Consider the following 26,060-nt stretch of genomic DNA (forward strand, 5'->3'; position numbering starts at 1 on the left):
TCCCGCTCATGCCGCCACCTCCGCCGAGGCGCAGGAGCGGATGGCGCCGACGAGGATGGCCAGCCCCTCGCGGGCCTCGTCCTCGGTCAGCGTCAGCGGCGGGCCCATCCGCAGCACGTTGCCGTGCAGGCCGCCCTTGCCGGCGAGCAGCCCACCGGCCCGGCACGCCTCGAAGACACGGGCGGTCAGCGCCGGGTCCGGCTCGGTGCCGCCCGGCCGGACGAACTCGACGCCGAGCATCAGCCCCTTGCCGCGTACCTCGGCGACGCAGTCGAGACCGGCCACGGCGGCGCGCAGCCCGTCGGCGAGGATCGCGCCGGTGCGGGCCGCGTTGGCCTGCAGGTCGTGGTCGCGCAGGTAGTCCAGGACGGCGTTGCCGGCGGCGGTCGAGATCGGGTTGCCACCGAAGGTGGAGAAGCTGATCGCCGGCACCGACTCCAGCACGTCGGCCCGGCCGACCACGCCGGCGAGGGCGAAGCCGTTGCCGACGCCCTTGGCGAAGGTGAGCAGGTCCGGGGTGACGCCGTGCGCCTGGTAGCCCCAGAAGTGCTCGCCGGTACGCCCCCAGCCGGTCTGCACCTCGTCGGAGATCAGCAGGATGCCGTGCTCGTCGAGGACCTTCTTCCAGGCGGCGAAGAGCCCGTCCGGCGGGGCCACGAAGCCGCCCACGCCCTGGATCGGCTCGGCGATCAGGCAGGCCACGTCGCCGGCGGTCTGGGTGGCCAGCACCTCGCGCAGGTCCTCCACCGCCGCGTCGATCCGGTCGGACTCGTCCAGGCGGGCCAGCAGGCCGCGCAGCCGCTCGCCGGAGTGCAGCCAGGCCACCTGGAGCGGGTTGAGCGCGCTCGCCGACCAGCTCCGGTTGCCGGTGACGCCCATCGCCGCGTACGACCGGCCGTGGTAGCTGTTGCGCACCGCCAGGATCTGGTGGGAGCGGCGGTGGTTGGTGGCGACCAGCAGGGCGGCCTCGTTGGCCTCGGTGCCGGAGTTGGTGAAGAAGACCCGGGCGTCCGGGATGCCGGAGAGCCGGGCGATCTTCTCCGCCAGCTCCACCTGCTGCCGGATCAGGTAGAGCGTGGAGCTGTGCACGATGCCCGTGCGCAACTGGCGCTCCACCGCCTCCCGGATCTCCGGGATGTCGTAGCCGATCATGTTGGTCAGCACGCCGCCGAAGAAGTCCAGATAGGTCCGGCCCTGCGCGTCGGTCACCCGGCGACCGGAGCCGGACACCAGCTCGATCGGTTCGGCGTAGTAGAGCGGCATCCAGGACGGAAGCACGGCCCGGTGTCGGGCCAGCAGGTCGTCGGAGGTCATCTCGCACCCTTCAGCGGCGGCGGATTCGCGTTCCCCGCACGCTTCCACCACCCGGCGACAGGGACAACTGTCACTGTGTAGCGCAGCCGGGGTGGCGGCCTGACAGCGCGTCAACCCGCCGGGTGCGGTTTCCGGGGCGGCCCGCCTCCTTCGCAATCCTTTCCGGTGGACATCGAAGCGATCCGCGACTCATTCCGCAGAGCGGCGGCCAGCTGGACCGCTCGCCCTACGCTGGGCCGGTCCCCCGGGTTGCAGGAGGTCCGACGTGCGGCTGGCGCAGACCATCGCGGAGCTGGAGCGGACGGCCGCGCGGGAGGTGGGCCGGGGCAGCGCGCGGCTGGCCGTACCGGCGGCCGGCGGCCTGCTCGCCGCCGCCCGCTCGCTCGCCGCGGCGCCCGACGCCGCCGTCCTCACCGGGTTCTACATCCCGGCCGCCGACCCGCCCGCGGCCGAGACCGACGGTCCGATCGGGGCGGTCCAGCTGGCCGCCGCGCTGCGCGCGCTCGGCGGCGAGGTCCGGCTGGTCACCGACGCGCCCTGCGCGCCGGTGGTCGCCGCCGCGCTCGGGGCCGCCGCACCGGACGTGCCGCTGGACGTCGCGCCGGTCCAGGGGTACGACGACTGGGCCGGCAGCGCCCTGCCCCGCTACGCCGCGCTCTCGCACCTGGTCGCCTGCGAGCGGGTCGGCCCCTGCCTCGACGGATGCCCGCGCAACATGCGGGGCGAGGACATCGGCGCCCACACCGCGCCGCTGGACCGGCTCTACACCGCCGGTTCCGCCTACCGGATCGGCATCGGCGACGGCGGCAACGAACTCGGCATGGGCCGACTGCCGGCGGAGCTGGTGGGCCGGGTGGTGGACCGGGGCGAGCGGATCCACTGCGTGGTCGGCTGCGACGCGCTGCTCGTCGGCGGCACGTCCAACTGGGCCGCCGCGGCGCTGGTGGGTGCGCTGGCGCTGCTGCGCCCCGAGGTGCCCGCCCTGCGCGACCTGCTCCGCCCCGACTGGTCGTACGGCGTGCTGACCGAGATGGTGACCAGGGCGGGCGCGGTGGACGGCGTACGCCGGCGGGCCGAGGTCAGCGTCGACGGCCTGGACTGGCCCGCGTACGCCGAGCCGCTGACCCGGATCGCGGAGCTGGTCGCCGCGGCGGGTTGACCGGCGGGCGTCGGTGTCAGGTGGTCGCGCGGCGCTCGGCGGCGGTCGGACGCGGCCGGGGCCGGGCGCGCGGGGCGCCGGCCGCACCCTCCGGCGCGGGCCGGGCCGAGGGGTCCGGCGCGGGCCGGGCCGGCGCTGCCGGGGCGGGGCCGGCCGACGCCTCCGGGGTGGCGCCGGCCGGGGCGGGTTCGGCGCGGCGGCGGCGGGGCAGGTGCAGGGCGGTGGCCAGCAGCGCGAAGGCGGCCCAGCCCCCGGCCAGGGCGACGACCGGCGACGCGTCCTGGAGATGGTGGTAGGCGGTGAGGAACCCGACCAGCGCGAGGCTGTTGCGGGCGAAGTGCCGGCTGAAGTCGACCAGTTGGCGACGGGCCTCGACGGCGACCAGCACGCCGGAGTAGGGGAAGGTCACCACCATCCCGCGCAGCAGCTGGCCGAGCAGGCCGGTGAGCACCGCCCCGGCGAAGATCACCGCCAGCTTGGCCGGGGCGGGGAGGCTGTCCGGGCGGGCGTCGACCGGCCGCTCCGGTGCCGCCGCGACCGCCCGGGCGCGGCGGCGCAGCACCACCATGGCGAGCAGCCAGAGCGCCAGCGTGCCCGCCAGGGCCGGCCCGAACGGCACCGGGACCGCCAGCAGGCCGGCGCTCAACGCCACGTAGGCGGCGATCCCGGCCAGGTCGGCCAGGAGGATCGGCCAGCGCAACCGGTGGTGGGTCAGCGCCACGGTGACGAAGAAGAGGTTGAGGCCGAGCACGCCGAGCAGTTGGGCGCCGTCGACCCGGTGGTCCGTGGTGACCAGGGCCAGCGTCATCGGCAGCGGCAGGCTGTAGACGAACGCCCGCAGCCGGACCGAACGGATCACGCTGACCGCCCAGACCACGGCGGTCACCAGGAGCACGGCACTCCACGTCATGGCTGGCCCATCTCCGCTCCACCGCCCGCCGGCGCGGTCAGTCCTCGAAGGTCGCGACGTTCGCGCACAGGTCGAACACCCGGGTGAGCCGGTCGATGTCGGCGCGGTTGACCGAGAACTGGTTCTCGCTGATCTCCCCGTGCGCGCTCATCCTGGCCTCCCAGCAGCTCGAGCCGTCCCAGAGTGTCAGATTGACGTGCAGGTGCGGGCTGACGACACCCAGTGGCAGCAGGCCCACCCGGACCCCGGCCCGGCGCTGCTTCTCCACCAGCTCGACCAGCTGGTCGGAGAGCGTGGCGTAGGCGAAGACCCGGGTGATCCGCACCCCGCGCGCCAGGGCCGCCAGGTTCGCCTCCCAGTAGCGCCGCCCGATCTCGCTGCGCCACCAGCTCAGCTCGCCGCTGGCCCGCGGCGTCAGGTTGGTCAGCCCCTGCAGACTCCGGGTGCAGTCGCGGGTGGCGCCGATCAGGTCCTCGTCGTCGTCGCCCCGCCGGACCACCCGCCCCGTGGCGAGCTGCTCGGCCTCGATCCGGAACTGCTCGTAGCGGCGCTGCGCCTCCTCGGCGACCCGGGTGCCCGGGTGCCGCTCGACCGCCTCCCGGACGGCGACGACGATCTCCGGCGCGCCCTGCACCAGCCAGGGTGGCCCGTCCAGCAGCGTACGCAGGTGGAACCGGCGCTCCGCGCGGGCCAGCGAGTCCACCAGCAGCGAGATGGTGATGCCCATCAGCCCGGCCAGCAGCGACTCGACGCCGCTGGCGGCGTTGGTGAGGTCGAGCGTGACGGAGAGCGCGATCGACAGGGTGATGCCGATCAGCGCCACCGGGTCGGTGTGCGCCATCAGCCGGACCAGTCCACTGGCCGACCCGGTACGCCCGGTGGAACGTCGACGGAGCACGTCGCCAGTCATCGGCAGCCCCCGATCTCTTCGGTGCGCCCAGCGTAGTGCCGATCCACAAGGGCTCCTCGTGGCCACGGCCGTCGGTACGATCCGGTGGTGCGGATCGCGGACGTGGCGCTGCCAAACTGCCCGGCCGGCGCGTCGCCCGCGCAGCTCGCCCGCGGGGTGCGGGCCTGGGTGGAGTCCCCGCCGCTGCGGGCGCTGGTCGCCCGGTTCGGTGGCGAGTGGCCGACCGGCGACCTGACGGCCGTGCTGGCCGGGCTGGACGACTTCTCCGCCCGGCACTGGGACTTCCGGGGCGGTCGGGAACGCCCCGAGGCGCGGGAACCGACCCTCGACCCGAGCACCGCCGCGCTGGTGCACGCCACGGCCGAGGCGCTCGGCCTGGTTCGCCCCGTGCGACCGGCCCACCCCCGGTACGCCCACCTGGTGGTCCTGGGCGGGCTGGCGCACGCCTGCCTGCGGCGCGTGGCGTTCGCGGCCCACCTGGTACGGCACGGGTTGGCGGTGGACGGGGAGGTGGCCGTGCTCGGCAGCTTCCGGCCGCTGTCCGAGGTGGAGCGGGACGTGCTGGCCGGGGCGGGGATCGCGGCCGACACCGAGGTCGACGCCCTCGACGCGGCGGTCCGCGCGGTCCTCGGAGTCGCCGCGCCCGACGACGAGGACGGGCACGACGCCGGCCACCCGCACCACTCCTGGTCCGCGCGGACCTACCGCTCGGACGGGCTGCCGCCGGTCCGGGTGCTCGCCGCCCCGTCCAGCGAGCCGGAGCGGCGGCGTGCGCACACGGCGGACACCCAGCGGTTCTGGGCCGGGCACGTCCGGCTCTCCCCCGGCGACGCGCTGCTGGTGGTGACCGCGCCGATCTACGTGCCGTTCCAGCACTGCGACGCGCTGCGCACCCTGGCGGTGCCGTACGGCTGCGCGATCGACACCGTCGGCGTCGACCCGGCCCTGCCCGACCTGGTCCGGCTGCCCGAGCCGGCCCTCACCCCGGGGCGCTACCTCCAGGAGATCCGCTCGGCGATCCGCGCGATGCGGGCCCTGCACGAGGTGCTCGACTGACCCACGCCGCACCCGGGCCGCTCGGATCAGGGGCCGCTCGGGTCAGGGGTGTCAGGCGTCGGCGTGCAGCGCGAGTGCCGTCCGGGTCGCGGAGACGAAGTCCCAGAACAGCGGCCGGGTGCTGTGCTTGCGTCCGTCCCAGGTGTTGGTGCCGAACATCGCCTCGCGCAGCGGCGTGGTCAGCTCCAGTTGGGCGCCCGCCCTCGACGCCGTCCGGTTGCAGATGTTCCGCGGGCTGGTCCCGTCGATGGCGCGGTTGACCCGCCGGGCGACGGTGATGTCCACCTTCGCCAACTCCCGGCGCAGCAGGTCCCGCAGCCCGGCGTCCAGCCCGCCGATCACCACCGCCTCGGCCCCGTCCGGCTCACCGGCCTGCCGGGTCGTGCAGCCGTGCAGGGCGACGGCGTGGCGGACCCCACCGCAGATCGACTCGGCCCACGGGTCGTCACAGTTCACCGAGGTCACGTGCAGGGCGGCGTTGCCGGAGCCGAGCAGCCCCTCGAACATCCAGTAGTGGTGCAGGCCCCTGCCGTCGGTGCTCGGCTCCAGGGTCGCCGGGTGGTAGCCGGCGACCGCGAGGCACAACTCCGACGTGCCCACCTCGATGCCGCCACCGTGCGGCGCGAGGACCGCCGTCCGCGTCGTCCCGGTTGCGCAGCCGGGCGGCTCGTCCGGGGCGCATCGATGGCAGTAGCGCAGGGCGTACTCGACGCCCTCGACGAGGCCCGCGGTGGCGTACAGCTCGGTGTTGGAACCGTACCGGTCGGTGGGGTGCGCGGTGGGCCGGCTCGGGCGGGGGCGGTCGGGATCCCCGGCCCGGTCCTCGGCGGAGGTCACCGCGCGGTGTCGGCGACCGCTTGGGCGAAGACCTCGGAGCGGTGCTCGAAGTTGCGGAACCGCCCGTAGCTGGGCGCGGCCGGCGAGAGCAGCACCACCCCGCCGGGCGGGGTGAGCTTGCGGGACAGCCCGACCGCCGCGACCAGGTCCTCGGCGAGTTCGGTACGCACCGCCGGCAGCCCGGCCAGCGCCTCGACGATGCGGGGGCCGCTGTCCGGGATGCCGATCACGGTGATCTCCCGCTCGGCCAGGTGCGCGGCGAGCGGGCTGTAGTCCAGCCCCCGGTCGGTGCCGCCGACGATCACCGTCAACGGCCGCCCCTCGTACGCGTCGATCGCGTGCATGGCCGCGTACGGGCTGGTGGCGAGAGTGTCGTCGACGAAGGTGAGGCCGGACGGATCGGCGATCTCGGTGAGCCGGTGGGCCAGCCCCTGGAACTCGGCGACCGCCACGGCCAGGGTGTCCTTGCGGGCCACCACGTCCACGTCGAGCGCGTCGAGCACGGCCAGCGCCACGCAGAGGTTGCCCTCGTTGTGCCGGCCGACCAGCGGCAGCACGGCGCGCGGGAAGAGCGGCTGATCGGCCAGGTGGAACCAGGGTGTGCCGTCGGGGCCGCTGGCCACGTTCGCGGTGTCCGGCCGGCCGGCGCGCACGGCGGCCCGGTCGCCCAGTTCCACGGCCAGCCGCGGGTCGGCGCCGTTGACCACCACGGTCCGCGGGCCGTACGCCAGCAGGTTGAGCTTGTCCCGGTAGTACTCCGCCTCGCCGCCGTGCGCGTCGAGGTGCTCGGGGAAGAGCGCGGTGACCACGGCGACGCGGGGTGAGTCGGTCAGGTCGGTGCACTGGTAGCTGGAGAGCTCCAGCACGTACAGGTCCGCCTCGGGCAGGTCCAGGGTGGGCACCCCGATGTTGCCGCCGAAGACGTTCGGCCGGTCCACCGCGGCGAGCAGGTGGCTGATCAGGCTGGACGTGGTGCTCTTGCCCTTGCTGCCGGTGACCCCGACGGTCCGCTCGGCGTGGTCGGCCATCCAGAGCGCGGTGCCCTGGGTGATCGTGGCCGCCCGCGCCCGCAGCTCCACCATCCACGGGTGGGTGTTCGGCACGCCCGGGGAGCGGACCACCACGTCGGCGGCGGCCAGCCGGTCGAAGCCGGCCTCCCCGGTGATCAGGGGCGCGGCCTCGGCGAGCGGACCCTCCCAGGGCAGGGTGAGGAAGTTGGCGCTGTCGTCCACGGCGACCAGGCCGGCGGGGCCGTGCGCGGCGATGGCGGTCACGGCCGCCCGGCCCTCGCGGCCGGCCCCCCAGACGGCGACGGTACGTCCGCGCAGGTCAGACAGGCGCACGGGCTCTCTCCTCGGGGGTCTCGACGGCGTGGCACGGGGCACGGTCCGGCGCAGCCGGACACGGCCGGACGAACCAGGGCCTAGTATGGCGTGTGCCCAACGAGCAGCTCCGGCGGATGGACGCCTTCACCTTCCCGTCCTACTCGATCGACCTCGCCACCGGCGAGGCGTTGTTCGACTACAAGCTGACCGGTCCCGACGGTGAGCAGCGGTTCACCGAGGCCATCACCCTGCCGCTGCCCGCCGACCCGCCGTCGGACGAGACCGTGGCCACCCTGGGCCGGGTCCTGGAGCTGCTGCACGTGGTCGCCGGGGTCAGCTACTACAAGGCCGCCGCGCCGCGCCGGCTGGTGCTGCCGGCGCCGCTGGGCGCGGCCGCCGCCGAGCTGGTCACCGCCGTCTACACCAAGGGCCTGGCCGAGTACGCCTACCGCAACCAGCTGCCGCACGTGCTCGAACTGCGCCCGGAGGTGCCCTCCGGCACCGTCTCCCCGGCCCGCGAGTACGACGACTCCGACCGTCGTCCGCTCTCGGCCGTCGGCGGCGGCAAGGACTCCATCGTCAGTCTGGAGGCGCTGCGCCGGGCCGGCTTCGACCCGGTGCCGTTCTCGGTCAACCCGAACCACGTGATCGTCTCGGTGAACGAGGCGTCCGGGCTCGCCCCCCTCGCGGCCCGGCGGCGGATCGACCCGGTGCTGTTCGACCTCAACGCGGCCGGCGCGCTCAACGGCCACATCCCGGTCACCGCGATCAACTCGCTGATCGCGGTCGCCACCGCCGTCCTGCACGGGCTCGGGCCGGTGGTGATGTCCAACGAGCGCTCCGCGTCGGACCCGAACCTGATCTGGAACGGTCACGAGATCAACCACCAGTGGTCCAAGGGCGTCGAGGCGGAGGGGCTGCTGCGGGCGGCGCTGGCCGAGCACGCCGGTCTCACCGAGCCGTACTTCTCGCTGCTGCGCTCGCTGTCGGAGCTGCACATCGCCCGGCTCTTCGCCGCGATCGACCGGTACGACGCGGTGGTGACCAGCTGCAACGCCGCGTTCAAGCTGCGCGACGCGAGCGAGCGCTGGTGCCGCGACTGCCCGAAGTGCCGGTTCGTCTTCCTGGCCATGGCGCCGTTCATGCCGCGCGAGCGGGTGGTGCGCATCTTCGGCGGCGACCTGCTGGCCGACCCGGCGCAGATCCCCGGCTACCGGGAGCTGCTCGGCGTCGACGGGCACAAGCCGTTCGAGTGCGTCGGCGAGGTGGAGGAGTCGGTGGTGGCGCTGAGCCTGCTCGCCGAGCAGGACCAGTGGCGCGACGCTCCGGTCGTCCAGGCCCTGGCCGACGCGGTCCCGGAAACCGCCTGGTCGGCGGCGGCCGCCTCGGACGTCTTCACCCCCGGCGGCCCGAACTTCGTCCCCGCCCCCTACGCCAAGGCCCTCACCGCCCTCACCTAACCCCCGTCCCCCTCCGTCACCACTCCCGTTGATCATGAAGTTATTGCCGCGACACGCCGCGGCGGACGACAACAACTTCATGATCAACAGGACAGCAGGCCCGGGAGGCGCGCAGGGTCAGGGGGTGCGGATGGCGTCGAGGGCGAGCAGGGCGACGTGCAGGGAGAGGCAGGCCTCGACCGAGTCGAGGTCGACGTCGAGGATGCGGGCGATGCGGGCCAGCCGCTCGTAGAACGCCGGCCGGGACAGGTGCGCCGCCGCGGCCGCCGCCGACTTGTTGCGGCCCTGTTCCAGGTACGCCCGCAGCGTGCCGAGCAGCTGGTCGCGGGGGTGCCGGGCGTCGTGGGCGAGCAGCGCGCCGAGTTCCCGCTCGACGAAGGTCTGCACCCGGGGCTCGTCGCGCAGCAGGTGCAGCAGCCCGGCGAGCCCGACGTGGGGTAGCCGGAAGATGGGCAGGTCGCGGCGGTCGCGGCGGGCCGCGTCGGCGATCTGCCGGGCCTCGATCAGCGACCGCCGGGCCTCCCGCAGGCCGCCCACCCCGGAGCCGGCGGCGACGATCACCGCGTCCGACGGTAGGGCGCCGGACACTGCGGGACGGGCCGGGGCGGCGTCGAGCCGGATCCGGCGCAGGGCGGCGGCGAACGCGGTCAGCGCCCGCTCCTCCGCGGCCGGGTCGGGCAGGGCGAGCAGCGCGCCCACCGCCTGGTCGTCGACGGCGCTGGTCAGCCCGGTCAGCTTCGCCTCCCGCAGCGCCTGCCCCACCGCCTCGGCGAGATCCCGCAGCCGCGCCGGGCCGGCCTCCGGGGCCGACTCGGCCGCCACGGCGCTCTCCCCGGTGGCGCCCTCGGCGGCGGGGTCGTCGAGGCGGTGCCGGACCACCACGCCGACCAGGTGGCGGCGTTCCAGCGTGACGCCGAGCGCCCGCGCCCGCAGCGCGACCTCGTCGACCGGGCGGGAGTGGTCGAGCAGGGCGGTGAGCAGGGTGCGGTGGATCTGCCGTTCCAGGCCCTCGGCGTCGCGCCGGATCAGCCGGCCCAGCGCCAGGGTGGAGGCGGCCCGCTCCACCAGGATCGTCAGCCGGGTCGGCGGGGTGCCCGTCGGCCGGCCGCCCAGCGTGATCCCGGCGGCCAGGTCGCCCCCGCCGGGCCAGCGCAGCAGCAGCCGGCCCCAGTCCTGCCCCCGCGCGCCGACGGTGGTCACCAGCCAGCCGCTGTCGGCGTCGTACGCGGTGCGACCGGCGGGACGGATCCGCCGGGAGTGCTGCTCCCAGCCGTCCAGCAGCAGCTCGGCGCTCTCCCCCGCCGGGTCGTACGCGAGCACCTGCCGGGACAGGTTCTCCAGCACCACCGGGCAGCCGGCCAGCTCGGCGGCCTGCCGGACCACCTCGGCCGGGCCGGCGCCCTCGACCGACAGCTCGGTGAACCGCTGGTGGATCTCCTCGGTGGCGCGCAGCTCGGTGAGCTGGGCGTCGACGATCAGCGCGTGCACCGCCTCGGTGATCCGGACGAACGGGGTGGCCCGGCGCAGCTCGACCAGGGGCAGGCCGCGCCGCTCGGCGGCGGCCGCCATCACCCGGGGCACCCCGCTGACGTACCGGCGGCCCAGCTCGACCACCAGCCCGGAGACGCCGACGTCGGCCAGGTCGCCGATGAAGGCGCGCAGGCCGGCATCGTCGGCGGGCAGCCCGATGCCGGTGGTGAGCACCAGCTCGCCGCCGCCGAGCAGGGTGGCGATGTCGGGCACCTCGGCGACGTGCACCCAGCGGACCGGCGCGTCCAGGCCGGCGTCCCCGGCGACCAGGCGCGGCGCGCCGTGGCGGACCGGGTCCAGGGCGAGGACCTCACGCACGGTAGGGAACACGGGCGACACGCTACCGTCCGTGACCCCGTCCCACGACAGCCCGGCCCGGTGGCCAGCCGTGGGGGCTCAGAGCGGGTCGTCGCGGCCCAGCTCCCAGCAGGCCACCGCGGTGGCGGCGGCCACGTTGAGCGAGTCGACGCCACGGCGCATCGGGATGACGACCCGGGCGTCGCTGGCCTCCATCGCGGCCCGGGTCAGCCCGGCGCCCTCCGCGCCGAGCAGCAGCGCGGCACGGGCCCGCTGGGCGGCGTCGAGGCGCTGGATGGGCACCGCGTCCGGGGCCGGGGTCATCGCCAGCACGGTGAAGCCGGCCGCCCGTACCTCGGCGAGCGCGTCGGGCCAGGGCTCCAGCTTCGCGTACGGGACGGCGAAGACCTCGCCCATGCTGACCCGTACGCTGCGCCGGTAGAGGGGGTCGGCGCAGGTCGGCGAGAGCAGCACCGCGTCCACGCCGAGCCCGGCCACCGCCCGGAAGATCGCGCCGAGGTTGGTGTGGTTGTTGACGTCCTCCAGGATCACCACCCGGCGGGCGGTGGCCAGCACCTCGGCAGCGGCCGGCAGCGGCTTGCGGCGGAACGAGGCGAGCACGCCCCGGTGCACGTGGAAGCCGGTGGCCCGCTGGAGCACGTCCGGGGTGGCGGCGTAGACCGGCGCGTCGCCGGTGTCGAGGTCGGCGAGCTGGTCGACGCGCTTGGCGTCCACCAGGTACGACCGGGCCGGGTAGCCGGCGCGCAGCGCCCGCCGCAGCACCAGCTCCCCCTCGGCGATGAAGAGCCCGTGCGGGGGCTCCCAGCGGGTACGCAGCTCGACGTCGGTCAACGCGCGGTAGTCGGCGATCCGGTCGTCGTCGGGGTCGGTGATCTGGTGGACGGGCACGGCGACGATTCTGCCCGGTGCCCGTGGTGCGGCGGCCGGGGCGGGTCGCCGGGGCGACCCGGGCCACCCTCACCCCGCCGCACGCTCATAGCGCAGCAGCACGGTCCGGCCGTCGAAGACGCGCGACCCGGCCAGCCGCAGGTCCAGCCGCTCCGGGCCGCCGGGGAAGACCGGCCGGCCGCCGCCGAGCAGGACCGGGTGCACGATCACCTGGTACTCGTCGATCAGGCCGAGCGCGGTCAGCGCGGCGGCGGCGCCGGAGCCGCCGGTGAGCAGCAGGTCGCCGCCGGGCTGCTCCTTGAGCGCGGTGATCTCCTTGGCGAGGTCGTCGCCGCCGACCACCTGCGCGTCCCACTCGGCGCCGGTCAGCGTCCGGGAGACGACGACCTTCGGGGTCCGCCGCCAGATCGGCGCGAAGGCCAGGTCGTGCGGGTCCGTCGAGATCGACTCGGCGCGCGGCCAGTACCAGGACATCATCTCCCAGACCTTGCGCCCGTAGGCGAAGGCGCCGGCCCGGTCGGTCAGCTCCAGCGAGTACGCGGACAGCTCCGGCCCCATCGACGGCCAGTCGAACTCACCGTTCGGGCCCTCGATGAAGCCGTCGAGGGACTGGTGGACCCAGTGCACGACCTTGCGCATGATCTCTCCTCACGCCCGGGCGCCTCCGGTGGGCGCTCTCACGGGTGGGTCGGAGCGGGCCGACGGTTCCCGACAGCTCGGCGGAGATTTTCTTGCCCGGGCCGGCTAGCGTGCCGGGGCATGGCCCGTCCCATGATCATCGCGCTGCTCGGGGTCGACGGCTCGGGCAAGTCGACGCAGGCCCGGGCGCTGGCCCGACGGCTGTCCGAGCGGGGTGTCGGGGCGACGTACTTCGAGAACGCCGGCGGCCGCCCGGTGTGGAACCGGCTGGCCCACCGGCTCGGGCGGCGTGACGGTGTGCACCTGTTCGGCCGGCGCCTCTACCCGGCGCTGGAGGCGACGGTGCGCTGGCTGGCCGTGGCCCGGGCGGTCGCCGGGGTCCGGCTGACCGGCCGGGTGGGCGTGATGGACCGCTGGACCTGGTGCCAGTACGTGATCATGCGAGCCCGTGGCGACCGGGGCGTCCGGCTGGTCCGGGCGGCGTACGCGCTCTTCCCCCGTCCCGACCTGGTCTGCTTCCTGGCGGTGTCGCCCACGCTGGCGCAGCGGCGGGTGCGCGAGCGGGGCATCGACACCGAGGAGCTGGGCCACCTGGCCGCACTCGACGCCGCCTACCGGGCGCTGCCGGAGTTCACCGACCTCCGGGTGCTCGACGGCGAGGCCGACTCGACGGCGGTCGCCGCCGCCCTGGACCGGCTGGTGCGGCCGCTGGTCACCGGCGGGTCCGGGGACCAGGCGCGACCCGGCGGCTAGTGCGGTGTCCACTAACGTTCGCCGGGTTCGCCGCCCCTTAGGGAAATGTCGTAGGGGTGGTGTTGGGTTCAGTTCGTGCCTCGTCGTCGGGATCCGTCCGCGCCGCCGGTCGTGCATCGCACCGCGCGCGTCGCGGTGCGGGTGACATCGGGGCAGCGGCGGCGGTGCTTCGGGCTGCTCCGCTCCGCTGGTGACGTGTGGGCGTGCGTGCTGGAGGTCAACGCCTGGCGGCGCCGCCGTAGGGACGCGCCGTTGGTCGGTTATCAGCAGTTGTGCCGGGAGTTGGCGGCGTCCGGGCCGGGCACGTTCGCCGAGCTTGACTCCACGGGTGCCCGGTCGGTGTTGCGCCGGTTTTCGGATGCGTGGTTCGCGGCGGCGAAGCGCCGCAACGGCGGTGACCTGTCGGCGCGGTTCCCGCGTCGCCGACGTGGGTTGGTGCCTGTGCGCTGGTATCACGGCACGTTCACCCTCGACGGCCGGAGGGTGCGCATCCCCACCGCCAGAGGCACCCCGCCGCTATGGGTCCGACTGGGGCGAGACCTGCCCTATCCGGTGGAACAGATCCGGTCGATCACCCTGCTGTGCGAGGGCGGCCGGCTGTTCCTCGACGTCACCGCCGAAGTCGCCGTCACGACCTACCCGCCCGGTGAGGAGCCGGATCCGGCCCGGGTGGCCGGGGTGGATCTGGGGGTCATCCACCCCTACGCAGTAGCCGGCCCCGACGGGGAGGGGCTGTTGGTGTCCGGGGGGCGGGCGATCCGCGCCGAACACCGCATGCACCTCGCCGACACCAGAGCCCGCCGCCGCGCCGTCGCCCGCCGGGCACCCAAGCCAGGTGAGCGGGGATCCCGGCGGTGGCGGCAGCACCGCCGCCGGGCACGCCTCGTGGAGGGTCGGCATCGGCGGCGGGTCCGCCAGGCCCAGCACGAAGCCGCCCGCACCGTCGTGTCCTGGTCGGTGCGCCAACGCGTCGGTGTGCTGCACGTCGGCGACCCCCGCGGGGTGCTCGACCTGCCTACCGGGCGGCGGCACAACCTGCGGCTGCGGCAGTGGCAGATCGGCCGGCTCATCCAGGTCCTCACCGAAAAGGCCACCCTGGCCGGCATCACCGTCCGGCTCGTCGACGAACGCGGCACCTCCTCCACCTGCCCCACCTGCCGACGGCGGGTACCGAAACCCCGAGGGCGGACCCTGTCCTGCCCACACTGCAGATTCTCCGGCCACCGCGACCTCGTCGCGGCCGCCACCATCGCCACCCGCACCCCGGGCGGCGGACCCACCACCAAGACAGCCGCCGTGCTGCCCCAGGTGGTCACGCACCGTCGAGCAGGCCGCCACCTACCCGGCGCCGGCCAGTCCCGACGTGACCCCCGCCGCCCCACGCACCACCAGCGGCGTAAGGGTCAAGTTGGCCCGCGGAGGCCCGCCCCACCACCCGGAGGGGAGTCGCTCGCTGCCACGGCGAGGATCCACAACACCCACCGCAAATCCGGTGAACGTTAGTGGACACCGCACTAGGCGATCGTCCTGCCGCCTCCCGGCGCCGACCCGCCGCGCTCCCGCTCCAGCAGCGCCTTCAGCCGGGCCAGGTCCTTTCGGTTCGCCCGGCGCATCGCCGCCGCCATCACCGGGGCGGTCACCGTCGCGAAGCCGCGGGGCTCGCCACGGTTGCGCAGGGTCATCCGGGTGCTCCCCTGGCCCTGCGGTTCCCAGCGGTAGGTCGTCTCCATGGGAAACGGGCCCTGCGCGGTCCGCATGACGAGCCGCTCGCCGGGGACCAGCTCGACGATCTCGTACGTGTAGGCCAGCCGCCGACCGAGGAAATGCGCGACGAAGGCGAGACGGGACCCGACCCGCAGTGGCGGAGGCGTGCGCCACTCCACCGACTCGATGTTCACGTACCAGGTGGGAGCGTTGCCGGGGTCGCCTGCGTACGCCGCCACGTCGGCGACCGGCCGGTCGATCACGATCTCCGTCACCACGTCCACTGCCATGGCGGCACTCCCCTCGGCGGACATCCCTCGTCCGGGCCCACGGTGGCGGTCCGCGGCGCGAGCGGCCCCCCTCATTCTGGCCGCCCTCGGATCACGGCGCCCGCGCTACGGGAACCCACGACTCGGATCGACAGCACCGACCTAGGCTTCGATCATGGAGTACCGACTGGTCGACCGGCTGCCCACCGTCGAGGAGTTCGTCGCGGTGACCCGCGCCGTCGGCTGGGCCGACGCGTACGACCCGGCGGCGATCCCCGCCTCGCTGGCCGCCTCGCTGCACGCCGTGGTGGCGGTGGAGGGCGACCGGGTGATCGGGCTGGGCCGGCTGATCGGCGACGGGGCGATCTACTACTACCTGCAGGACCTCGCCGTGCTGCCGGAACGGCAGCGCCGGGGGGTGGGGGCCGCCATCCTCGGTCGGCTGGAGGAGTGGATCGCCGGCCGCGCTTCGGCGCGCACCTTCGTGGGGCTCTTCGCCGCGGGCGGGTCGGTCGCCCTCTACCGACGGTTCGGCTACGCCGTCCACGACGACATGACCGGCATGTTCCGGGTCGGCCCGCGCCGCACCTCCTGACCCGGCGACGGTCACCGTCCCCGAGGGGGAACGGTGACCGTCCACGATCGTGCGGCCGGCCGTCAGCCGCGGCGGCTCTGCAGCCAGCGCAGGATGTCGTCGGGGATCTCCTGCTCGCGCCGCGGCTCGTCCGGGCGGGGCGCCGGCTTCGGCTCGGGGCGCTGCGGGTTGCCGGCCAGCTCGCGGCTCGGCGCGGTGAAGTCGCGGACCGGCTGGCCGTCGACCGCGGCGCGGATGATCCGGGCGACCGCGTCGATCACCTTGCTCTGCACCGCGGCGCCGACGGCGTCGCTCGGGTCGTCCGGGTTGGCGGCGATCCCGGCGACCGCCACCTGCGGGGTGAACCCGACGAAGGTCTCGGTGGCGTTCTTCTCCGAGCTGCCGGTCTTGCCGGCGACCGGGCGGCCCACGATCCGGTCCACCCCGCTGGCCGTGCCGCCGTTGCACTGCGGGTACGCGGACTGCTGCCCCACCGGGCAGCGCGCCGCGTCGGTCGCGGCCCGGGCGACGTCGGCCTCCAGCACCCGCTTGCAGGACGGCTGGCCGACCGGCACCTTCGTGCCGTCCGGCGCGGTCACCGACACCACCGGGGTCGGGGCGCAGTACGTCCCCTCGGCGGCCACGGTGGCGTACGCGTTGGCCAGGTCGAGCGGGGTGGTGGCGGCCACGCCGAGGGTGAACGCGCCCCAGTCGGCGGCGTCGTTCGCGGCGAAGTCCGCGTCGGCCTCGGCGCGGAAGGTGATGCCCAGCCGCTGCGCCATCTCCACCACCTTGTCCTGGCCGACCTGCTCGGCCAGCCAGACGAAGTAGGTGTTCACGGAGCGGCCGAAGCCGTCCCACATCATCCGGTAGCCGTCCATCCGCTCCGGGTTCGCGTTGGCCGGGCACCACCTGCCGTCGCAGCTGCCCTCGCCCTCGGCGGCGTACCGGGTGGGCAGGCGGCTGGGGGCGTCGAAGCCGGTGGCGAGGGGCTTGCCGGCCTCCAGCGCGGCGAGCATGGTGAACATCTTGAACGTCGAGCCGGCCTGGTAGCCCTCGACGCTGCCGCCGCCGGAGATCAGCGGGTTGACCGTCTCGTTCTCCCCCACGCCGTACCGGCGGTTGACCGCCATCGCCAGCACCCGGCCGGTGCCCGGCTCGACCGCCGCGATCGGCACCGCCCGCGCGTCGTCGTCGGCGTACACCTTGCGGGCCTGGCTGGCCGCGGTGGCCTGCACGTCCGGGTCGAGCGAGGTGACCACCCGGTAGCCGCCCCGGCGCAGCGCCTGCTCCCGCTCCTCGGCGGTGGCGCCGAACGCGGGCTGCTCCAGCCACCACCGGCGCACGTAGTCGCAGAAGAAGCCGGCGTCGTCGGTCCGGGTGGCCACGCAGCCGTTGGGCTGGGCGGTCGGACGCAGGGTGAGTTTCTCGGCCCGGGCCTGCGCCCCCTGGGCCTCGGTGATCACGCCGGTGGCGACCATCGCGTCGAGCACGTACCCGCGCCGGGTCAGCGCCGCCTCGGCGTCGCCGTCGATCGGGCTGTACTCGTCGGGCGACTGGACCAGGCCGGCGAGCAGGGCGGCCTCGCCGAGGGTCAGGTCCGCCGGGGCCTTGCCGAAGTAACGCTGGCTGGCCGCCGCGACGCCGTACGCCCCGGAACCGAAGTACGCGATGTTCAGGTAGCGGTTGAGGATCTCGTCCTTGCTCAGGGAGTCCTCCAGCGCGGTGGCGTAACGGATCTCCTGGAGCTTGCGCCCGACGGTCTGCTCGGTGGCGGCCTGCCGCTCCTCGGCGGTGCGGCTGGGATCGGTCTTGAGCACGTTGCGGACGTACTGCATGGTCAGCGTCGAGCCGCCCTGGGCCGAACCACCGGTCAGGTTGGCGACGACGGCGCGGGCCAGCCCGCGCAGGTCGGCTCCGCCGTGCGAGTAGAAGCGCCGGTCCTCGGCGGCGACGATCGCCTGCCGCATCACCGGAGCGATCTCGGCCAGCGGCACGTCCGTGCGGTTCACGTCGTAGAACGTGGTGAGCAGCGTCGTGCCGTCGTTGGCGTAGAGGTAGGACCGCTGCGGGGTGGCCGGCGTGCGCAGCGCCGCCGGCAGCTCGTCGTACGCCCCGAGGGCCGCCTTGGTCACGGAGCCCGCGAGCAGGTTGCCCGGCAGCGCGGCGACCGCGAGAACGAGGCCGGCGAGCAGGCCGGCGAGCAGCACGGTGAAGAGCCGCGACAGCGGCGACCGGGGTCGGGGCATGGTGTCCAGGATTGCCAGCAATTCGTGAAGCGGGCCACCCCGGCACGCGATTGTCAGCTAACTCACCGTGACCTGCCAGCCATCTCCCCGCCCCACACCCCTCCCGTCCCCACTCCGCCCTGTCATTCCCTCTGCACCGCCGCGCCCCCCGCACCCCCGTCACGGCCCTCCTGTCCCCGCCCGCCCGACTGCCTGGCGTTGATCAAGAGCTTTGCGTCAGCCGGCGGCCATTTCCCGACGCAAACTTCTTGATCAACCGGCGAAGGCGGGCGCCGGCGAAGGCGGGCGCGGGGGGCGGGCGGGTCAGGCGGCGGGGAGGGGGCCCTGGGGGCCGCCGGTCGAGGTGGGGACGCTGGCGGTGGCGGCGTCGCGGGCGATCGCGGCGGGGACCAGCCGGCCGGAGCGGTAGCCGATGCCGATGCCGGAGATCAGGACGAAGATGGCGCCGAAGGTCTGCAGCGAGCCGATCAGCGCGCCGCCGAGGCCGAGCAGCGGGGCGGCGATCATGAGCATCACGCCGTCACCCATCGAGAACATCCCGGAGCGGGCCACCGACCAGCCGGTGAACAGCCAGCCGGCGCTGTAGAAGGTGGCGCCGACCAGGACCAGCATCCGGGCGGTGGTGCCGAAGACCGGGGTCTGCTCGGCCAGCCCGGCGAAGGGCAGCATCAGCACGGTGCCGGCGATGCTGACCAGCAGCCCGGTGACGGCCACCTTGCGGTCGCGGGTGGCGGCGAGCAGCCCGGTCAACGCCAGCAGGGCGAGCAGGCCCAGCCAGACCGCGGCCACCCAGCCCACCAGGTAGAGCGGCCGGCCGTCGGCCGGGTACGGGTCGTTGCCCACCCCGCCGTCGCTGGCCATCGCCACCACGCCGTACAGCACCGCGTACGCGGGCAGCAGCCACACCGACGCGCGGGCGAAACGCCGCAGCGACCACGCCCAGCTCGCGTTGGTGGCCGGCGCCGCGGGGCCCGGGTCGCCGACGAAGGGCAGCACCCCGAACCCCCCACCGGTACGGCGGGTGCCCAGCGGGCCGGCGGGATCGTGCGCGCCGGGGACGGGGGTGCTGGAGAAGAACCGCTTCGCCGGGTCCATGGTCACCTCGCTCGCTCCGACGGGCGGCGCGGGGACGCATCCGGCGCCCCGGCTCCTGGCCACCACCCGTCCGTCAGACCGATCGTGGCAGGCGCCGGGACGCCGTATGAGTGTTTCTCGCATTTGCCGTCCGGGGTCGGACGGCCGCCGGATCAGCCGCGGGCGCGCTGGTCCGACGGGTCGTTCACCAGGCTCTCGGGCGAGACCGGCTCCGGAGCGGGCAGCCCCTGCGGGGCCTTGCCGCCGGTGGCCTGCGCCTCGGCGACGCGTACCTCGTCGTGGATCGCCTGGGCGGCGGTGGCCGCCGCCCGGGCGGCCTCGGCCGCCTCGCGCTCGACCTCGCTGGCGGTGTTGGAGGCCTCCGGCGTCGGCTCGTCGCCGACCATCCGGCTCAGCCCGCCGAGCGCGCCGCCCATGCCCTCCAGGGCCTTGGTCAGCTCGGCCGGGACGATCCAGACCTTGTTCGCGGTGCCGTTCGCGATCTGCGGCAGCGCCTGGAGGTACTGGTAGGCCAGCACCTTCTGGCTCGGGTTGGCCTGGTGGATGGCGTCGAAGACGGTACGGATCGCCTTGGCCTGACCCTCGGCCTGGAGGATCCGGGCCTGCCGGTCACCGTCGGCGCGCAGCACCGCGGACTGCTTGTCACCCTCGGCGGTGAGGATCTGCGACTGCTTGTGCCCCTCCGCGGTCAGGATCGCCGCCCGGCGGTCCCGCTCGGCGCGCATCTGCTTCTCCATCGAGTCCCGGATGCTCGCCGGCGGCTCGATCGCCTTGATCTCCACCCGGGTGACCTTGATGCCCCAGCGTCCCGTGGTCTCGTCGAGCACCCCGGAGAGGTGCCGGTTGATCTCCTCCCGGCTGGTCAGCGCCCGCTCCAGGTCCAGCGAGCCGATCACGTTACGCAGCGTGGTGACGGTGAGCTGCTCGATGGCCTGGATGAAGTTGGCGATCTCGTAGGTGGCCCGGACCGCGTCGACCACCTTGTAGTAGAGGACCGTGTCGATCGACACGACCAGGTTGTCCGAGGTGATCACCGGCTGCGGCGGGAAGCTGACCACCTGCTCGCGCATGTCGACCTTGGTACGCACCGCGTCGATGAACGGGACCAGCAGGTTCAGGCCCGGGTTCAAGGTGCGCTTGTACTTTCCGAGCCGCTCCACCACGTCCTGACGCTGCTGCGGCACGATGCGTACCGCCTTGACCAGCGTCACCACGACGATCAGGGCCACAGCCACCAACAGGACCGCTGCAAACTCCATACCGCTCACCTTTTCGCTTCCGGCAGCTCGCCGGGGGAGGAAATGTCGTCCTGCCACACCAGGGCGGTGGCGCCCCGGACCTTGATCACCTGCACCCGCTCACCGGGCTCGAACGACTGCGTCGCGTCGTACGGCCGGGCGCTCCACAGCTCACCGTCGATCTTGACCAGGCCGTGCCCGTCGTCGACCCGCTCCAGCACCAGCGCGGTGGCGCCCTCCAGCGCCTCCACCCCGAACGCCTGCTCGCCGGTCTCCAGCGCGCTGCGCGCGTGCCGGGCGATGACCGGCCGGACCAACGCCACCGAGAGCACCGACACGGCGGCGAACACCAGCGCCTGCACCGGGACCGGGGCGCCCAGCGCGGCGGCCCCGGCGGCGGCGAACGCGCCGGCCGCGAACATGATCAGAAAGAACGTCGTCGTGAAGATCTCGGCGACGCCCAACAGCACACCCAGTACGACCCACACCACGGCGTCCACCAATCAATCGTGACACGCCGACGCACGCCGCACCGACCCCCATGATCAGTAAGCTCGCCGGGGTAGGCCACGACCGACCGAGGAGAACGCCGTGCCCCTGCTGCCCGAGACCGTCCGCCGGGCTGACGCGCTGGTGGCGCAGGCGCAGTCCACCGGCCGCGCCCCGTCGCTGGTGCTGGGTGTCGTCCGCGACGGGACGCTGGCCCACCTCGCCGCCGCCGGGGACCACCCGCGTCCCGACGCCGACCTGCAGTACCGGCTCGGCTCGATCAGCAAGACCATGACGGCCACCCTGGTCATGCAGCAGCGCGACGCCGGTCGGCTCGCCCTGGACGATCCGCTGGAGCGGCACCTGCCCGGCACGCCGGTCGGCGCGCTGACCCTGCGCCAGCTCCTCGGGCACGCCGGCGGGCTGCAACGCGAGCCGGACGGGCAGTGGTGGGAGCGGACCGAGGGCGGCGACCTGGCCACGCTGGTCGCCGGGCTGACCCCCGACAAGATCGCGTACCCGCCGCACCGGGCGTACCACTACTCCAACCTGGCGTACGGGCTGCTCGGCGGGGTGCTGGAACGGATCACCGGCACGCCCTGGGCGGAGCTGACCCGGGAGCGGCTCCTGACGCCGCTCGGCATGCACCGCACCACCTACGACGCCACCGAGCCGTACGCCCGCGGCTACGTGGTGCACCCGTGGCACGACACGCTGCGGGAGGAGCCCCGTACCGACACCGGGGCGATGGCGCCCGCCGGGCAGCTCTGGTCCACGGTGGCGGACCTGGCCCGCTGGGCGGCGTTCCTCGCCGACCCCGCGCCGGCCGTGCTCGCCCCGGAGACGCTGACCGAGATGTGCGCGCCCGTGGTGATCAGCGACCTGGACTCGTGGACCGGCGGGCACGGCCTCGGGGTGGAGCTCTACCGGGAGGGCGATCGGGTCTACGTCGGACACGGCGGCTCGATGCCCGGGTACGTCGCCGCGCTGGCCGTGCACCGCCCGAGCCGTACCGCCGTGGTCGGCTACGCCAACGCGTACGGCCTGCGCTCGGCCCACCTCGGCGGGCTCGCCCGGCAGCTGCTCACCCTGGTGCTCGACACCGAGCCCGAGCCGGTGACGCCGTGGCGACCGGCCGCCGCGCCGCCCCCGGAGGAACTGGCCGAGCTCACCGGCCGCTGGTGGTGGATGGGCGTCGAGTTCGAGTTCCGCGCCGACCCGGCCGGCGAGCTGCGGGCCGGCCGGGTCGGCGAGCCGGTGCTCCGGTTCACCCCCGAGGGTCCGGACCGGTGGCGGGGCCGCACCGGCGCCCAGGACGGCGAGCTCCTCACCGTGGTCCGCGACGAGGCCGGCCGGGCGGTCGCCCTCGACATCGCCACGTTCGTCTTCACCCGCACCCCCGACCAGGAGCCCTGAGCCCTTCGGGTGCGCGTCGCCGGCCCGGCCACACCGGCGGGCGGACGAGCGGGAGCCGGCGGGCGGTCAGCCGGGCTCGGTGACGAAGTCGATCAGGCGTTCCATCGCGTTGATCAGCGGCGTCTCCACGTCGGCGAAGCTGTCGACGCGGGACAGGATGTGCCGCCACATGTCCGCCGGCTCGGCCACCCCGAGCGCCGCGCAGACGCCCTCCTTCCAGGGCCGCCCCGGCGGCACCACCGGCCACGCCGCGATGCCCAGCGCCGCGGGCTTCACGGCCTGCCAGACGTCGACGTACGGGTGGCCGGTGACCAGCACGTGCGGCGAGGTCACCTTCGCCACGATCCGGCTCTCCTTGGAGCCGGGCACCAGGTGGTCGACCAGCACCCCGAGCCGCCGGGTCGGACCGGGGCCGAAGTCGCGCACCTCGGCGTCGAGGGCGTCGATGCCGTCCAGGGGCTCGACCACCACGCCCTCGATCCGCAGGTCGTCACCCCAGATCCGCTCGACCAGGGCGGCGTCGTGCACGCCCTCCACCCAGATCCGGCTCGTCTTGGCCACCTGCGCCCGGACGTTGTCGAGCGCGATCGACCCGGAGGCGGTCCGCCGGCGGGCCGCCGGGACCGGGCCACGGGTCGGACGGCGCAGCGTCACCGGCCGGCCGTCGAGCAGGAACGCCGCCGGCAGCAGCGGGAAGTTGCGCCGCCGACCGTGCCGGTCCTCCAGCACCACCGCACCGGACTCGAACCCGACCACCGCGCCGCAGAAGCCGGAGTCGGCGTCCTCGACCACCAGGTCCGGCTCGGCGTCGACCTCCGGGGTCACCTTCCGCCGCCGCCAGTCCCCCGCCAGCACGTCCTCGCCGTATCGCCGCGCCATGTCGATCAAACTAACCGCCGCCCCGGCGCGCCGCCCGCCGACGCGCCGCCGCACTCGCTCCGGCCCGGCCCGAGCCCGTCGATCATGAACTTATCGCCCCGACACGCCGTAGCGAGTGACAACAACTTCATGATCAACGGGGTGGTGCGGCCGGGCGGGGCCGTGGCGGGGCGGCGGCGGAGCCGGGCGGGTGGGGGCGAAGCGGGCAGTTCGGGGCAGGTGACGCGGCCGGAGCGGCAGTCGAGACAGGGCAGGCGGGGACCACGTACCCTTTCGGCATGTCCTCCCCCGCAACGGGCGCGGCCACCCTTGCCCCGCGCCGGTCGAGCCGGTTCGTTGCCTGGGTACGCGCCTGGCGCGCCGGCCTGGTGCCGTACGACGAGGTCGCCGAATCCATCGCCGGCGACGAGGAGCACCTGGTCGCGGACGCACCCGGCACCTGGACCGACGTCCCGCTGCGCGACGCGCTGCCCAGCCTGGCCAAGCTCTCGCCCGACGAGATCCGGTTGGTGCTGCCGGCACCCGGCGACCCGCGCGGCCTGCCCGGCCCCGGCGACTTCGCCGGCGCGGCGCTGCTCGCCGGCGAGGCGGTGGTGGCCGGGCCGCTGGGGCTGATCCCCGAGGTGCGCACGCACACGTCCGGTTCCGGGATGACCTGGGAGACCGTGCTCTGGCGGGTGTACCCGCTGCCGGCCGACGCGCCGAAGGCGTCGCTCGCGGCACCCGGCGCGGCGGAGGCCGAGGCCGAGCTGGCCGCCGCGCTGGCCGAGACGACCGCCGCGCTGACCCGGCTCGACGTGGCCCAGTGGCGGCCCGAGCTGGCCGGGGCCCTCGCGGCGCTGCGCCGCCCGGACGGCGCCACCGACCTGCCGCCCGGCTTCGACCCGCGCGCCCGGCGGCTCTTCGCCCGGGCGGCCGTGCTGGACCGGGTGCTCGCCCTGGCCGGGCACAGCGCGCCGGGCGGGGCGATCAACAACTACGAGGCCCAGCAGCGCGACGCCGCGCTGCGCCCGCTCACCACCGCCTGCCGGCAGGCGCTGGTCGCTGCCTGCAACGCTCCGCTGCGCCCCTGAGGGCGTACCCGTGCCGGCCGGCACGGGCGACGGACGCCCGGCCGGCGCGCGGCCGGCCCACGACGCCGGTCGGTCAGATCTCGTCGATGAGGTCGGCGACCGAGTCGACGATCCGCGACGGCCGGTACGGGTAGCGCTCCGCCTCGACCCGGCTGCTGATCCCGGTGAGCACCAGGATGGTCTCCAACCCGGCCTCCAGGCCGCAGAGGATGTCGGTGTCCATCCGGTCGCCGATCATCGCGGTGGTCTCCGAGTGCGCGTTGATGGTGTTGAGCGCCGAGCGCATCATCATCGGGTTGGGCTTGCCGACGAAGTACGGCTCCACCCCGGTCGCCTTCGAGATCATCGCGGCGACCGAGCCGGCGGCCGGCAGCGCGCCCTCCACCGACGGGCCGGTGACGTCGGGGTTGGTGCAGATGAACCGGGCCCCGTCGTTGATCAGCCGGACCGCCTTGGTGATCGCCTCGAAGCTGTAGGTGCGGGTCTCCCCCAGCACCACGTAGTCCGGCGCGAAGTCGGTCAGCACGTAGCCGACCGCGTGCAGCGCCGTGGTCAGCCCGGCCTCGCCGATCACGTACGCGGTGCCGCCGGGCCGCTGGTCGGCGAGGAACTGGCCGGTGGCCAGCGCCGACGACCAGATCGCCTCCTCCGGCACGTCGAGTCCCATCCGGACCAGCCGGGCCTGGAGGTCCCGCGGGGTGTAGATCGAGTTGTTGGTCAGCACCAGGAACGGCTTGCCGGAGGCGCGCAGCCGCTTGACGAACTCGGGGGCGCCGGGCACGGGCTGGCCCTCGTGCACCAGTACGCCGTCCATGTCGGTGAGCCAGCTCTGCACCGGCTTGCGGTCCTGCATCGTCTCGTCCCAGGGGGTGTCGGAGTGGGTGGTCTCAGGGGCGGCGGGCGGCCGGCACGCAGCACGGCGTGGGACAGGTGTCCCACATCGGCAGCTCACCGAGGCGGCGGCGCAGCCGCTCCCCGTCGGGCGTGGTGCGTTCGGCCACCAGTTCGCGGACCATCGCCACGAAGCGCGGGTCGGTGCCGGGAGTGCCCGCCCGGACGAAGTCCAGGCCGAGCCGCTTGGCCGTCTCCAGCGCCTCGGTGTCCAGGTCCCAGACCACCTCGAGGTGGTCGGAGACGAAGCCGATCGGGCTGACCACCACGCTGGTCACCCCGGACTCGGCGAGCTCGGTCAGGTGGTCGTTGATGTCCGGCTCCAGCCACGGCACCTGCGGCGGGCCGGACCGGCTCTGCCAGACCAGGTCGTACGGCAGGTCGGGCGCGGCGGCGGCGTGCACCAGCCGGGCGACCTCCGCCAGCTGCGCGGTGTACCGGCCGCCGTGCGGGCCAGCGGTGGCCGCCGCCGAGACGGGAATGGAATGCGCGGTGAAGACCACCCGAGTGGTGTCCCGCTTCGCCGGGTCGAGCTGGGCCAGCGCCGCCTGCACCGCGTCGACGTGCGGCTCGACGAAGCCGGGGTGGTCCCAGAACTGGCGCAGCTTCTCGATCACCGGGGCGTCGGCGCCGACGGCGGCCCGGGCCGCGGCGATGTCCTCCTGGTACTGCCGGCAGGACGAGTAGCCGCCGTACGCGCTGGTAACGAAGGCCAGCGCGCGGGTGACCCCGTCGTCGCGCATCCGCGCCACCGTGTCGGCGAGCATCGGATCCCAGTTGCGGTTGCCCCAGTAGACCGGCAGGTCGACGCCGTTCGCGGCGAAGTCCGCCCGGATCGCGGCGAGCAGCTCGCGGCACTGCTGGTTGATCGGGGAGACCCCACCGAAGTGCAGGTAGTGCTGGACGACCTCGTCGAGCCGCTCCGGCGGCACGCCCCGGCCCCGGGTCACGTTCTGCAGGAAGGGCAGCACGTCCTCGGGGCGCTCCGGGCCGCCGAAGGAGACCAGCACCAATGCGTCGTACGCCATGGTCCCATTCTCCCCCGACGGCCGTGCCGGCCCGGCGGCCACCCCGCGGGCACCGG

At 74.6% G+C, this 26,060-nt stretch carries 24 protein-coding genes; 8 read left to right on the forward strand and 16 right to left on the reverse strand.

All coding sequences use genetic code 11. From position 1 onward, the window contains the following. Positions 1 to 6: 6 nt before the first annotated feature. Positions 7 to 1,314: an aspartate aminotransferase family protein gene (locus ACTMTB_RS17125; protein ID WP_441146721.1), complete on the reverse strand. Its 1,308-nt coding sequence runs from the start codon at positions 1,312 to 1,314 to the stop codon at positions 7 to 9. Between the two features lie 265 nt (positions 1,315 to 1,579). Between ACTMTB_RS17125 and ACTMTB_RS17130 the strand changes: the two genes are divergently transcribed. Continuing rightward, positions 1,580 to 2,473, forward strand: a complete 894-nt coding sequence (locus ACTMTB_RS17130) for a glutamate cyclase domain-containing protein (protein WP_441146723.1) — start codon at positions 1,580 to 1,582, stop codon at positions 2,471 to 2,473. A gap of 16 nt (positions 2,474 to 2,489) precedes the next feature. On the opposite strand, the gene ACTMTB_RS17135 is transcribed toward ACTMTB_RS17130, so the two are convergent. Together ACTMTB_RS17135 and ACTMTB_RS17140 are read right to left on the reverse strand one after the other, a co-directional pair. After that, positions 2,490 to 3,383 carry a hypothetical protein gene (locus tag ACTMTB_RS17135; protein ID WP_441146725.1) on the reverse strand — a complete coding sequence of 298 codons (894 nt, stop codon included), beginning with the start codon at positions 3,381 to 3,383 and terminating at the stop codon, positions 2,490 to 2,492. A 37-nt stretch (positions 3,384 to 3,420) separates the two neighbouring features. Continuing rightward, positions 3,421 to 4,293 carry a hypothetical protein gene (locus ACTMTB_RS17140; RefSeq protein WP_441146727.1) on the reverse strand — a complete coding sequence of 291 codons (873 nt, stop codon included), beginning with the start codon at positions 4,291 to 4,293 and terminating at the stop codon, positions 3,421 to 3,423. 87 nt (positions 4,294 to 4,380) lie between these two features. On the opposite strand from ACTMTB_RS17140, the gene ACTMTB_RS17145 reads away from it, so the two are divergent. After that, positions 4,381 to 5,349: a hypothetical protein gene (locus tag ACTMTB_RS17145; RefSeq protein ID WP_441146729.1), complete on the forward strand. Its 969-nt coding sequence runs from the start codon at positions 4,381 to 4,383 to the stop codon at positions 5,347 to 5,349. A 51-nt stretch (positions 5,350 to 5,400) separates the two neighbouring features. Here the strand turns inward: ACTMTB_RS17145 and ACTMTB_RS17150 are convergent, their stop codons facing one another. Together ACTMTB_RS17150 and murD are read right to left on the reverse strand one after the other, a co-directional pair. Then, positions 5,401 to 6,186 (reverse strand): poly-gamma-glutamate hydrolase family protein, encoded by a 786-nt coding sequence (locus tag ACTMTB_RS17150; RefSeq protein WP_441146730.1) that lies wholly within the window; start codon positions 6,184 to 6,186, stop codon positions 5,401 to 5,403. Beyond that, on the reverse strand, positions 6,183 to 7,529 hold the full coding sequence (gene murD, locus ACTMTB_RS17155) for a UDP-N-acetylmuramoyl-L-alanine--D-glutamate ligase (RefSeq protein WP_441146732.1): 1,347 nt from the start codon (positions 7,527 to 7,529) through the stop codon (positions 6,183 to 6,185). The genes ACTMTB_RS17150 and murD overlap by 4 nt, the downstream gene beginning before the upstream one ends. Before the next feature lie 92 nt (positions 7,530 to 7,621). Here murD and ACTMTB_RS17160 point away from each other — a divergent pair, with 92 nt between their 5' ends. Continuing rightward, complete coding sequence (locus ACTMTB_RS17160) at positions 7,622 to 8,971, forward strand: hypothetical protein (protein WP_441146734.1); 1,350 nt, start codon at positions 7,622 to 7,624, stop codon at positions 8,969 to 8,971. Positions 8,972 to 9,088: 117 nt separating this feature from the next. Here the strand turns inward: ACTMTB_RS17160 and ACTMTB_RS17165 are convergent, their stop codons facing one another. The 3 genes from ACTMTB_RS17165 to ACTMTB_RS17175 all read right to left on the reverse strand — a co-directional run bounded on the left by ACTMTB_RS17165 (position 9,089) and on the right by ACTMTB_RS17175 (position 12,346). Further along, the gene (locus ACTMTB_RS17165) at positions 9,089 to 10,870 is read right to left on the reverse strand and encodes a PucR family transcriptional regulator (RefSeq protein WP_441146837.1); all 1,782 of its coding nucleotides are present in this window, start codon (positions 10,868 to 10,870) and stop codon (positions 9,089 to 9,091) included. Positions 10,871 to 10,897: 27 nt separating this feature from the next. Next, positions 10,898 to 11,707: a TrmH family RNA methyltransferase gene (locus tag ACTMTB_RS17170; protein ID WP_088964527.1), complete on the reverse strand. Its 810-nt coding sequence runs from the start codon at positions 11,705 to 11,707 to the stop codon at positions 10,898 to 10,900. Positions 11,708 to 11,776: 69 nt separating this feature from the next. Continuing rightward, positions 11,777 to 12,346 carry a dihydrofolate reductase family protein gene (locus ACTMTB_RS17175; RefSeq protein ID WP_441146737.1) on the reverse strand — a complete coding sequence of 190 codons (570 nt, stop codon included), beginning with the start codon at positions 12,344 to 12,346 and terminating at the stop codon, positions 11,777 to 11,779. 120 nt (positions 12,347 to 12,466) lie between these two features. On the opposite strand from ACTMTB_RS17175, the gene ACTMTB_RS17180 reads away from it, so the two are divergent. Next, complete coding sequence (locus ACTMTB_RS17180; RefSeq protein WP_441146739.1) at positions 12,467 to 13,099, forward strand: dTMP kinase; 633 nt, start codon at positions 12,467 to 12,469, stop codon at positions 13,097 to 13,099. 141 nt (positions 13,100 to 13,240) lie between these two features. Further along, entirely contained in the window at positions 13,241 to 14,602 is a 1,362-nt protein-coding gene (locus ACTMTB_RS17185) for an RNA-guided endonuclease InsQ/TnpB family protein (protein ID WP_441146741.1), read from the forward strand. A gap of 11 nt (positions 14,603 to 14,613) precedes the next feature. Here ACTMTB_RS17185 and ACTMTB_RS17190 read toward each other — a convergent pair whose 3' ends face one another. After that, a complete protein-coding gene (locus ACTMTB_RS17190; protein WP_441146743.1) occupies positions 14,614 to 15,093 on the reverse strand; it encodes an SRPBCC family protein in 480 nt (159 codons plus the stop codon). A 154-nt stretch (positions 15,094 to 15,247) separates the two neighbouring features. On the opposite strand from ACTMTB_RS17190, the gene ACTMTB_RS17195 reads away from it, so the two are divergent. Then, positions 15,248 to 15,667 (forward strand): GNAT family N-acetyltransferase, encoded by a 420-nt coding sequence (locus ACTMTB_RS17195; protein WP_441146745.1) that lies wholly within the window; start codon positions 15,248 to 15,250, stop codon positions 15,665 to 15,667. A 62-nt stretch (positions 15,668 to 15,729) separates the two neighbouring features. Here the strand turns inward: ACTMTB_RS17195 and ACTMTB_RS17200 are convergent, their stop codons facing one another. The 4 genes from ACTMTB_RS17200 to ACTMTB_RS17215 form a co-directional block, all read right to left on the reverse strand. Next, positions 15,730 to 17,895: a transglycosylase domain-containing protein gene (locus ACTMTB_RS17200; RefSeq protein WP_441146747.1), complete on the reverse strand. Its 2,166-nt coding sequence runs from the start codon at positions 17,893 to 17,895 to the stop codon at positions 15,730 to 15,732. A gap of 303 nt (positions 17,896 to 18,198) precedes the next feature. Beyond that, on the reverse strand, positions 18,199 to 18,990 hold the full coding sequence (locus ACTMTB_RS17205) for a hypothetical protein (protein ID WP_441146749.1): 792 nt from the start codon (positions 18,988 to 18,990) through the stop codon (positions 18,199 to 18,201). Positions 18,991 to 19,142: 152 nt separating this feature from the next. Then, positions 19,143 to 20,249 carry an SPFH domain-containing protein gene (locus tag ACTMTB_RS17210; protein WP_280838289.1) on the reverse strand — a complete coding sequence of 369 codons (1,107 nt, stop codon included), beginning with the start codon at positions 20,247 to 20,249 and terminating at the stop codon, positions 19,143 to 19,145. A 5-nt stretch (positions 20,250 to 20,254) separates the two neighbouring features. Next, positions 20,255 to 20,728: an NfeD family protein gene (locus ACTMTB_RS17215; RefSeq protein ID WP_441146751.1), complete on the reverse strand. Its 474-nt coding sequence runs from the start codon at positions 20,726 to 20,728 to the stop codon at positions 20,255 to 20,257. Between the two features lie 91 nt (positions 20,729 to 20,819). On the opposite strand from ACTMTB_RS17215, the gene ACTMTB_RS17220 reads away from it, so the two are divergent. Continuing rightward, entirely contained in the window at positions 20,820 to 22,133 is a 1,314-nt protein-coding gene (locus tag ACTMTB_RS17220) for a serine hydrolase domain-containing protein (protein WP_441146753.1), read from the forward strand. 66 nt (positions 22,134 to 22,199) lie between these two features. Here ACTMTB_RS17220 and ACTMTB_RS17225 read toward each other — a convergent pair whose 3' ends face one another. Continuing rightward, complete coding sequence (locus tag ACTMTB_RS17225) at positions 22,200 to 23,012, reverse strand: DUF3097 domain-containing protein (protein WP_441146755.1); 813 nt, start codon at positions 23,010 to 23,012, stop codon at positions 22,200 to 22,202. A gap of 278 nt (positions 23,013 to 23,290) precedes the next feature. On the opposite strand from ACTMTB_RS17225, the gene ACTMTB_RS17230 reads away from it, so the two are divergent. Further along, positions 23,291 to 24,085 carry a hypothetical protein gene (locus tag ACTMTB_RS17230; protein ID WP_154936085.1) on the forward strand — a complete coding sequence of 265 codons (795 nt, stop codon included), beginning with the start codon at positions 23,291 to 23,293 and terminating at the stop codon, positions 24,083 to 24,085. 73 nt (positions 24,086 to 24,158) lie between these two features. On the opposite strand, the gene ACTMTB_RS17235 is transcribed toward ACTMTB_RS17230, so the two are convergent. Both ACTMTB_RS17235 and ACTMTB_RS17240 read right to left on the reverse strand, forming a co-directional pair. Next, positions 24,159 to 24,938, reverse strand: a complete 780-nt coding sequence (locus tag ACTMTB_RS17235; protein WP_154936084.1) for an HAD-IIA family hydrolase — start codon at positions 24,936 to 24,938, stop codon at positions 24,159 to 24,161. 34 nt (positions 24,939 to 24,972) lie between these two features. Continuing rightward, positions 24,973 to 26,004 carry a ferrochelatase gene (locus tag ACTMTB_RS17240; protein WP_441146758.1) on the reverse strand — a complete coding sequence of 344 codons (1,032 nt, stop codon included), beginning with the start codon at positions 26,002 to 26,004 and terminating at the stop codon, positions 24,973 to 24,975. Positions 26,005 to 26,060 lie beyond the last annotated feature (56 nt).

The sequence above is a fragment of the Micromonospora sp. L32 genome (assembly GCF_052068055.1).
Classification (GTDB): domain Bacteria; phylum Actinomycetota; class Actinomycetes; order Mycobacteriales; family Micromonosporaceae; genus Micromonospora; species Micromonospora purpureochromogenes.

Coding starts and splice junctions, on each gene's coding strand:
- ACTMTB_RS17175 (WP_441146737.1), bottom strand. CDS start 12,346: ATGCGCAAGGTCGTGCACTGGGTCCACCAGTCCCTCGACGGCTTCATC.
- ACTMTB_RS17230 (WP_154936085.1), top strand. CDS start 23,291: ATGTCCTCCCCCGCAACGGGCGCGGCCACCCTTGCCCCGCGCCGGTCG.
- ACTMTB_RS17240 (WP_441146758.1), bottom strand. CDS start 26,004: ATGGCGTACGACGCATTGGTGCTGGTCTCCTTCGGCGGCCCGGAGCGC.
- ACTMTB_RS17190 (WP_441146743.1), bottom strand. CDS start 15,093: ATGGCAGTGGACGTGGTGACGGAGATCGTGATCGACCGGCCGGTCGCC.
- ACTMTB_RS17125 (WP_441146721.1), bottom strand. CDS start 1,314: ATGACCTCCGACGACCTGCTGGCCCGACACCGGGCCGTGCTTCCGTCC.
- ACTMTB_RS17200 (WP_441146747.1), bottom strand. CDS start 17,895: ATGCCCCGACCCCGGTCGCCGCTGTCGCGGCTCTTCACCGTGCTGCTC.
- ACTMTB_RS17180 (WP_441146739.1), top strand. CDS start 12,467: ATGGCCCGTCCCATGATCATCGCGCTGCTCGGGGTCGACGGCTCGGGC.
- ACTMTB_RS17205 (WP_441146749.1), bottom strand. CDS start 18,990: ATGGACCCGGCGAAGCGGTTCTTCTCCAGCACCCCCGTCCCCGGCGCG.
- ACTMTB_RS17210 (WP_280838289.1), bottom strand. CDS start 20,249: ATGGAGTTTGCAGCGGTCCTGTTGGTGGCTGTGGCCCTGATCGTCGTG.
- ACTMTB_RS17195 (WP_441146745.1), top strand. CDS start 15,248: ATGGAGTACCGACTGGTCGACCGGCTGCCCACCGTCGAGGAGTTCGTC.
- ACTMTB_RS17225 (WP_441146755.1), bottom strand. CDS start 23,012: ATGGCGCGGCGATACGGCGAGGACGTGCTGGCGGGGGACTGGCGGCGG.
- ACTMTB_RS17235 (WP_154936084.1), bottom strand. CDS start 24,938: ATGCAGGACCGCAAGCCGGTGCAGAGCTGGCTCACCGACATGGACGGC.
- ACTMTB_RS17140 (WP_441146727.1), bottom strand. CDS start 4,293: ATGACTGGCGACGTGCTCCGTCGACGTTCCACCGGGCGTACCGGGTCG.
- ACTMTB_RS17135 (WP_441146725.1), bottom strand. CDS start 3,383: ATGACGTGGAGTGCCGTGCTCCTGGTGACCGCCGTGGTCTGGGCGGTC.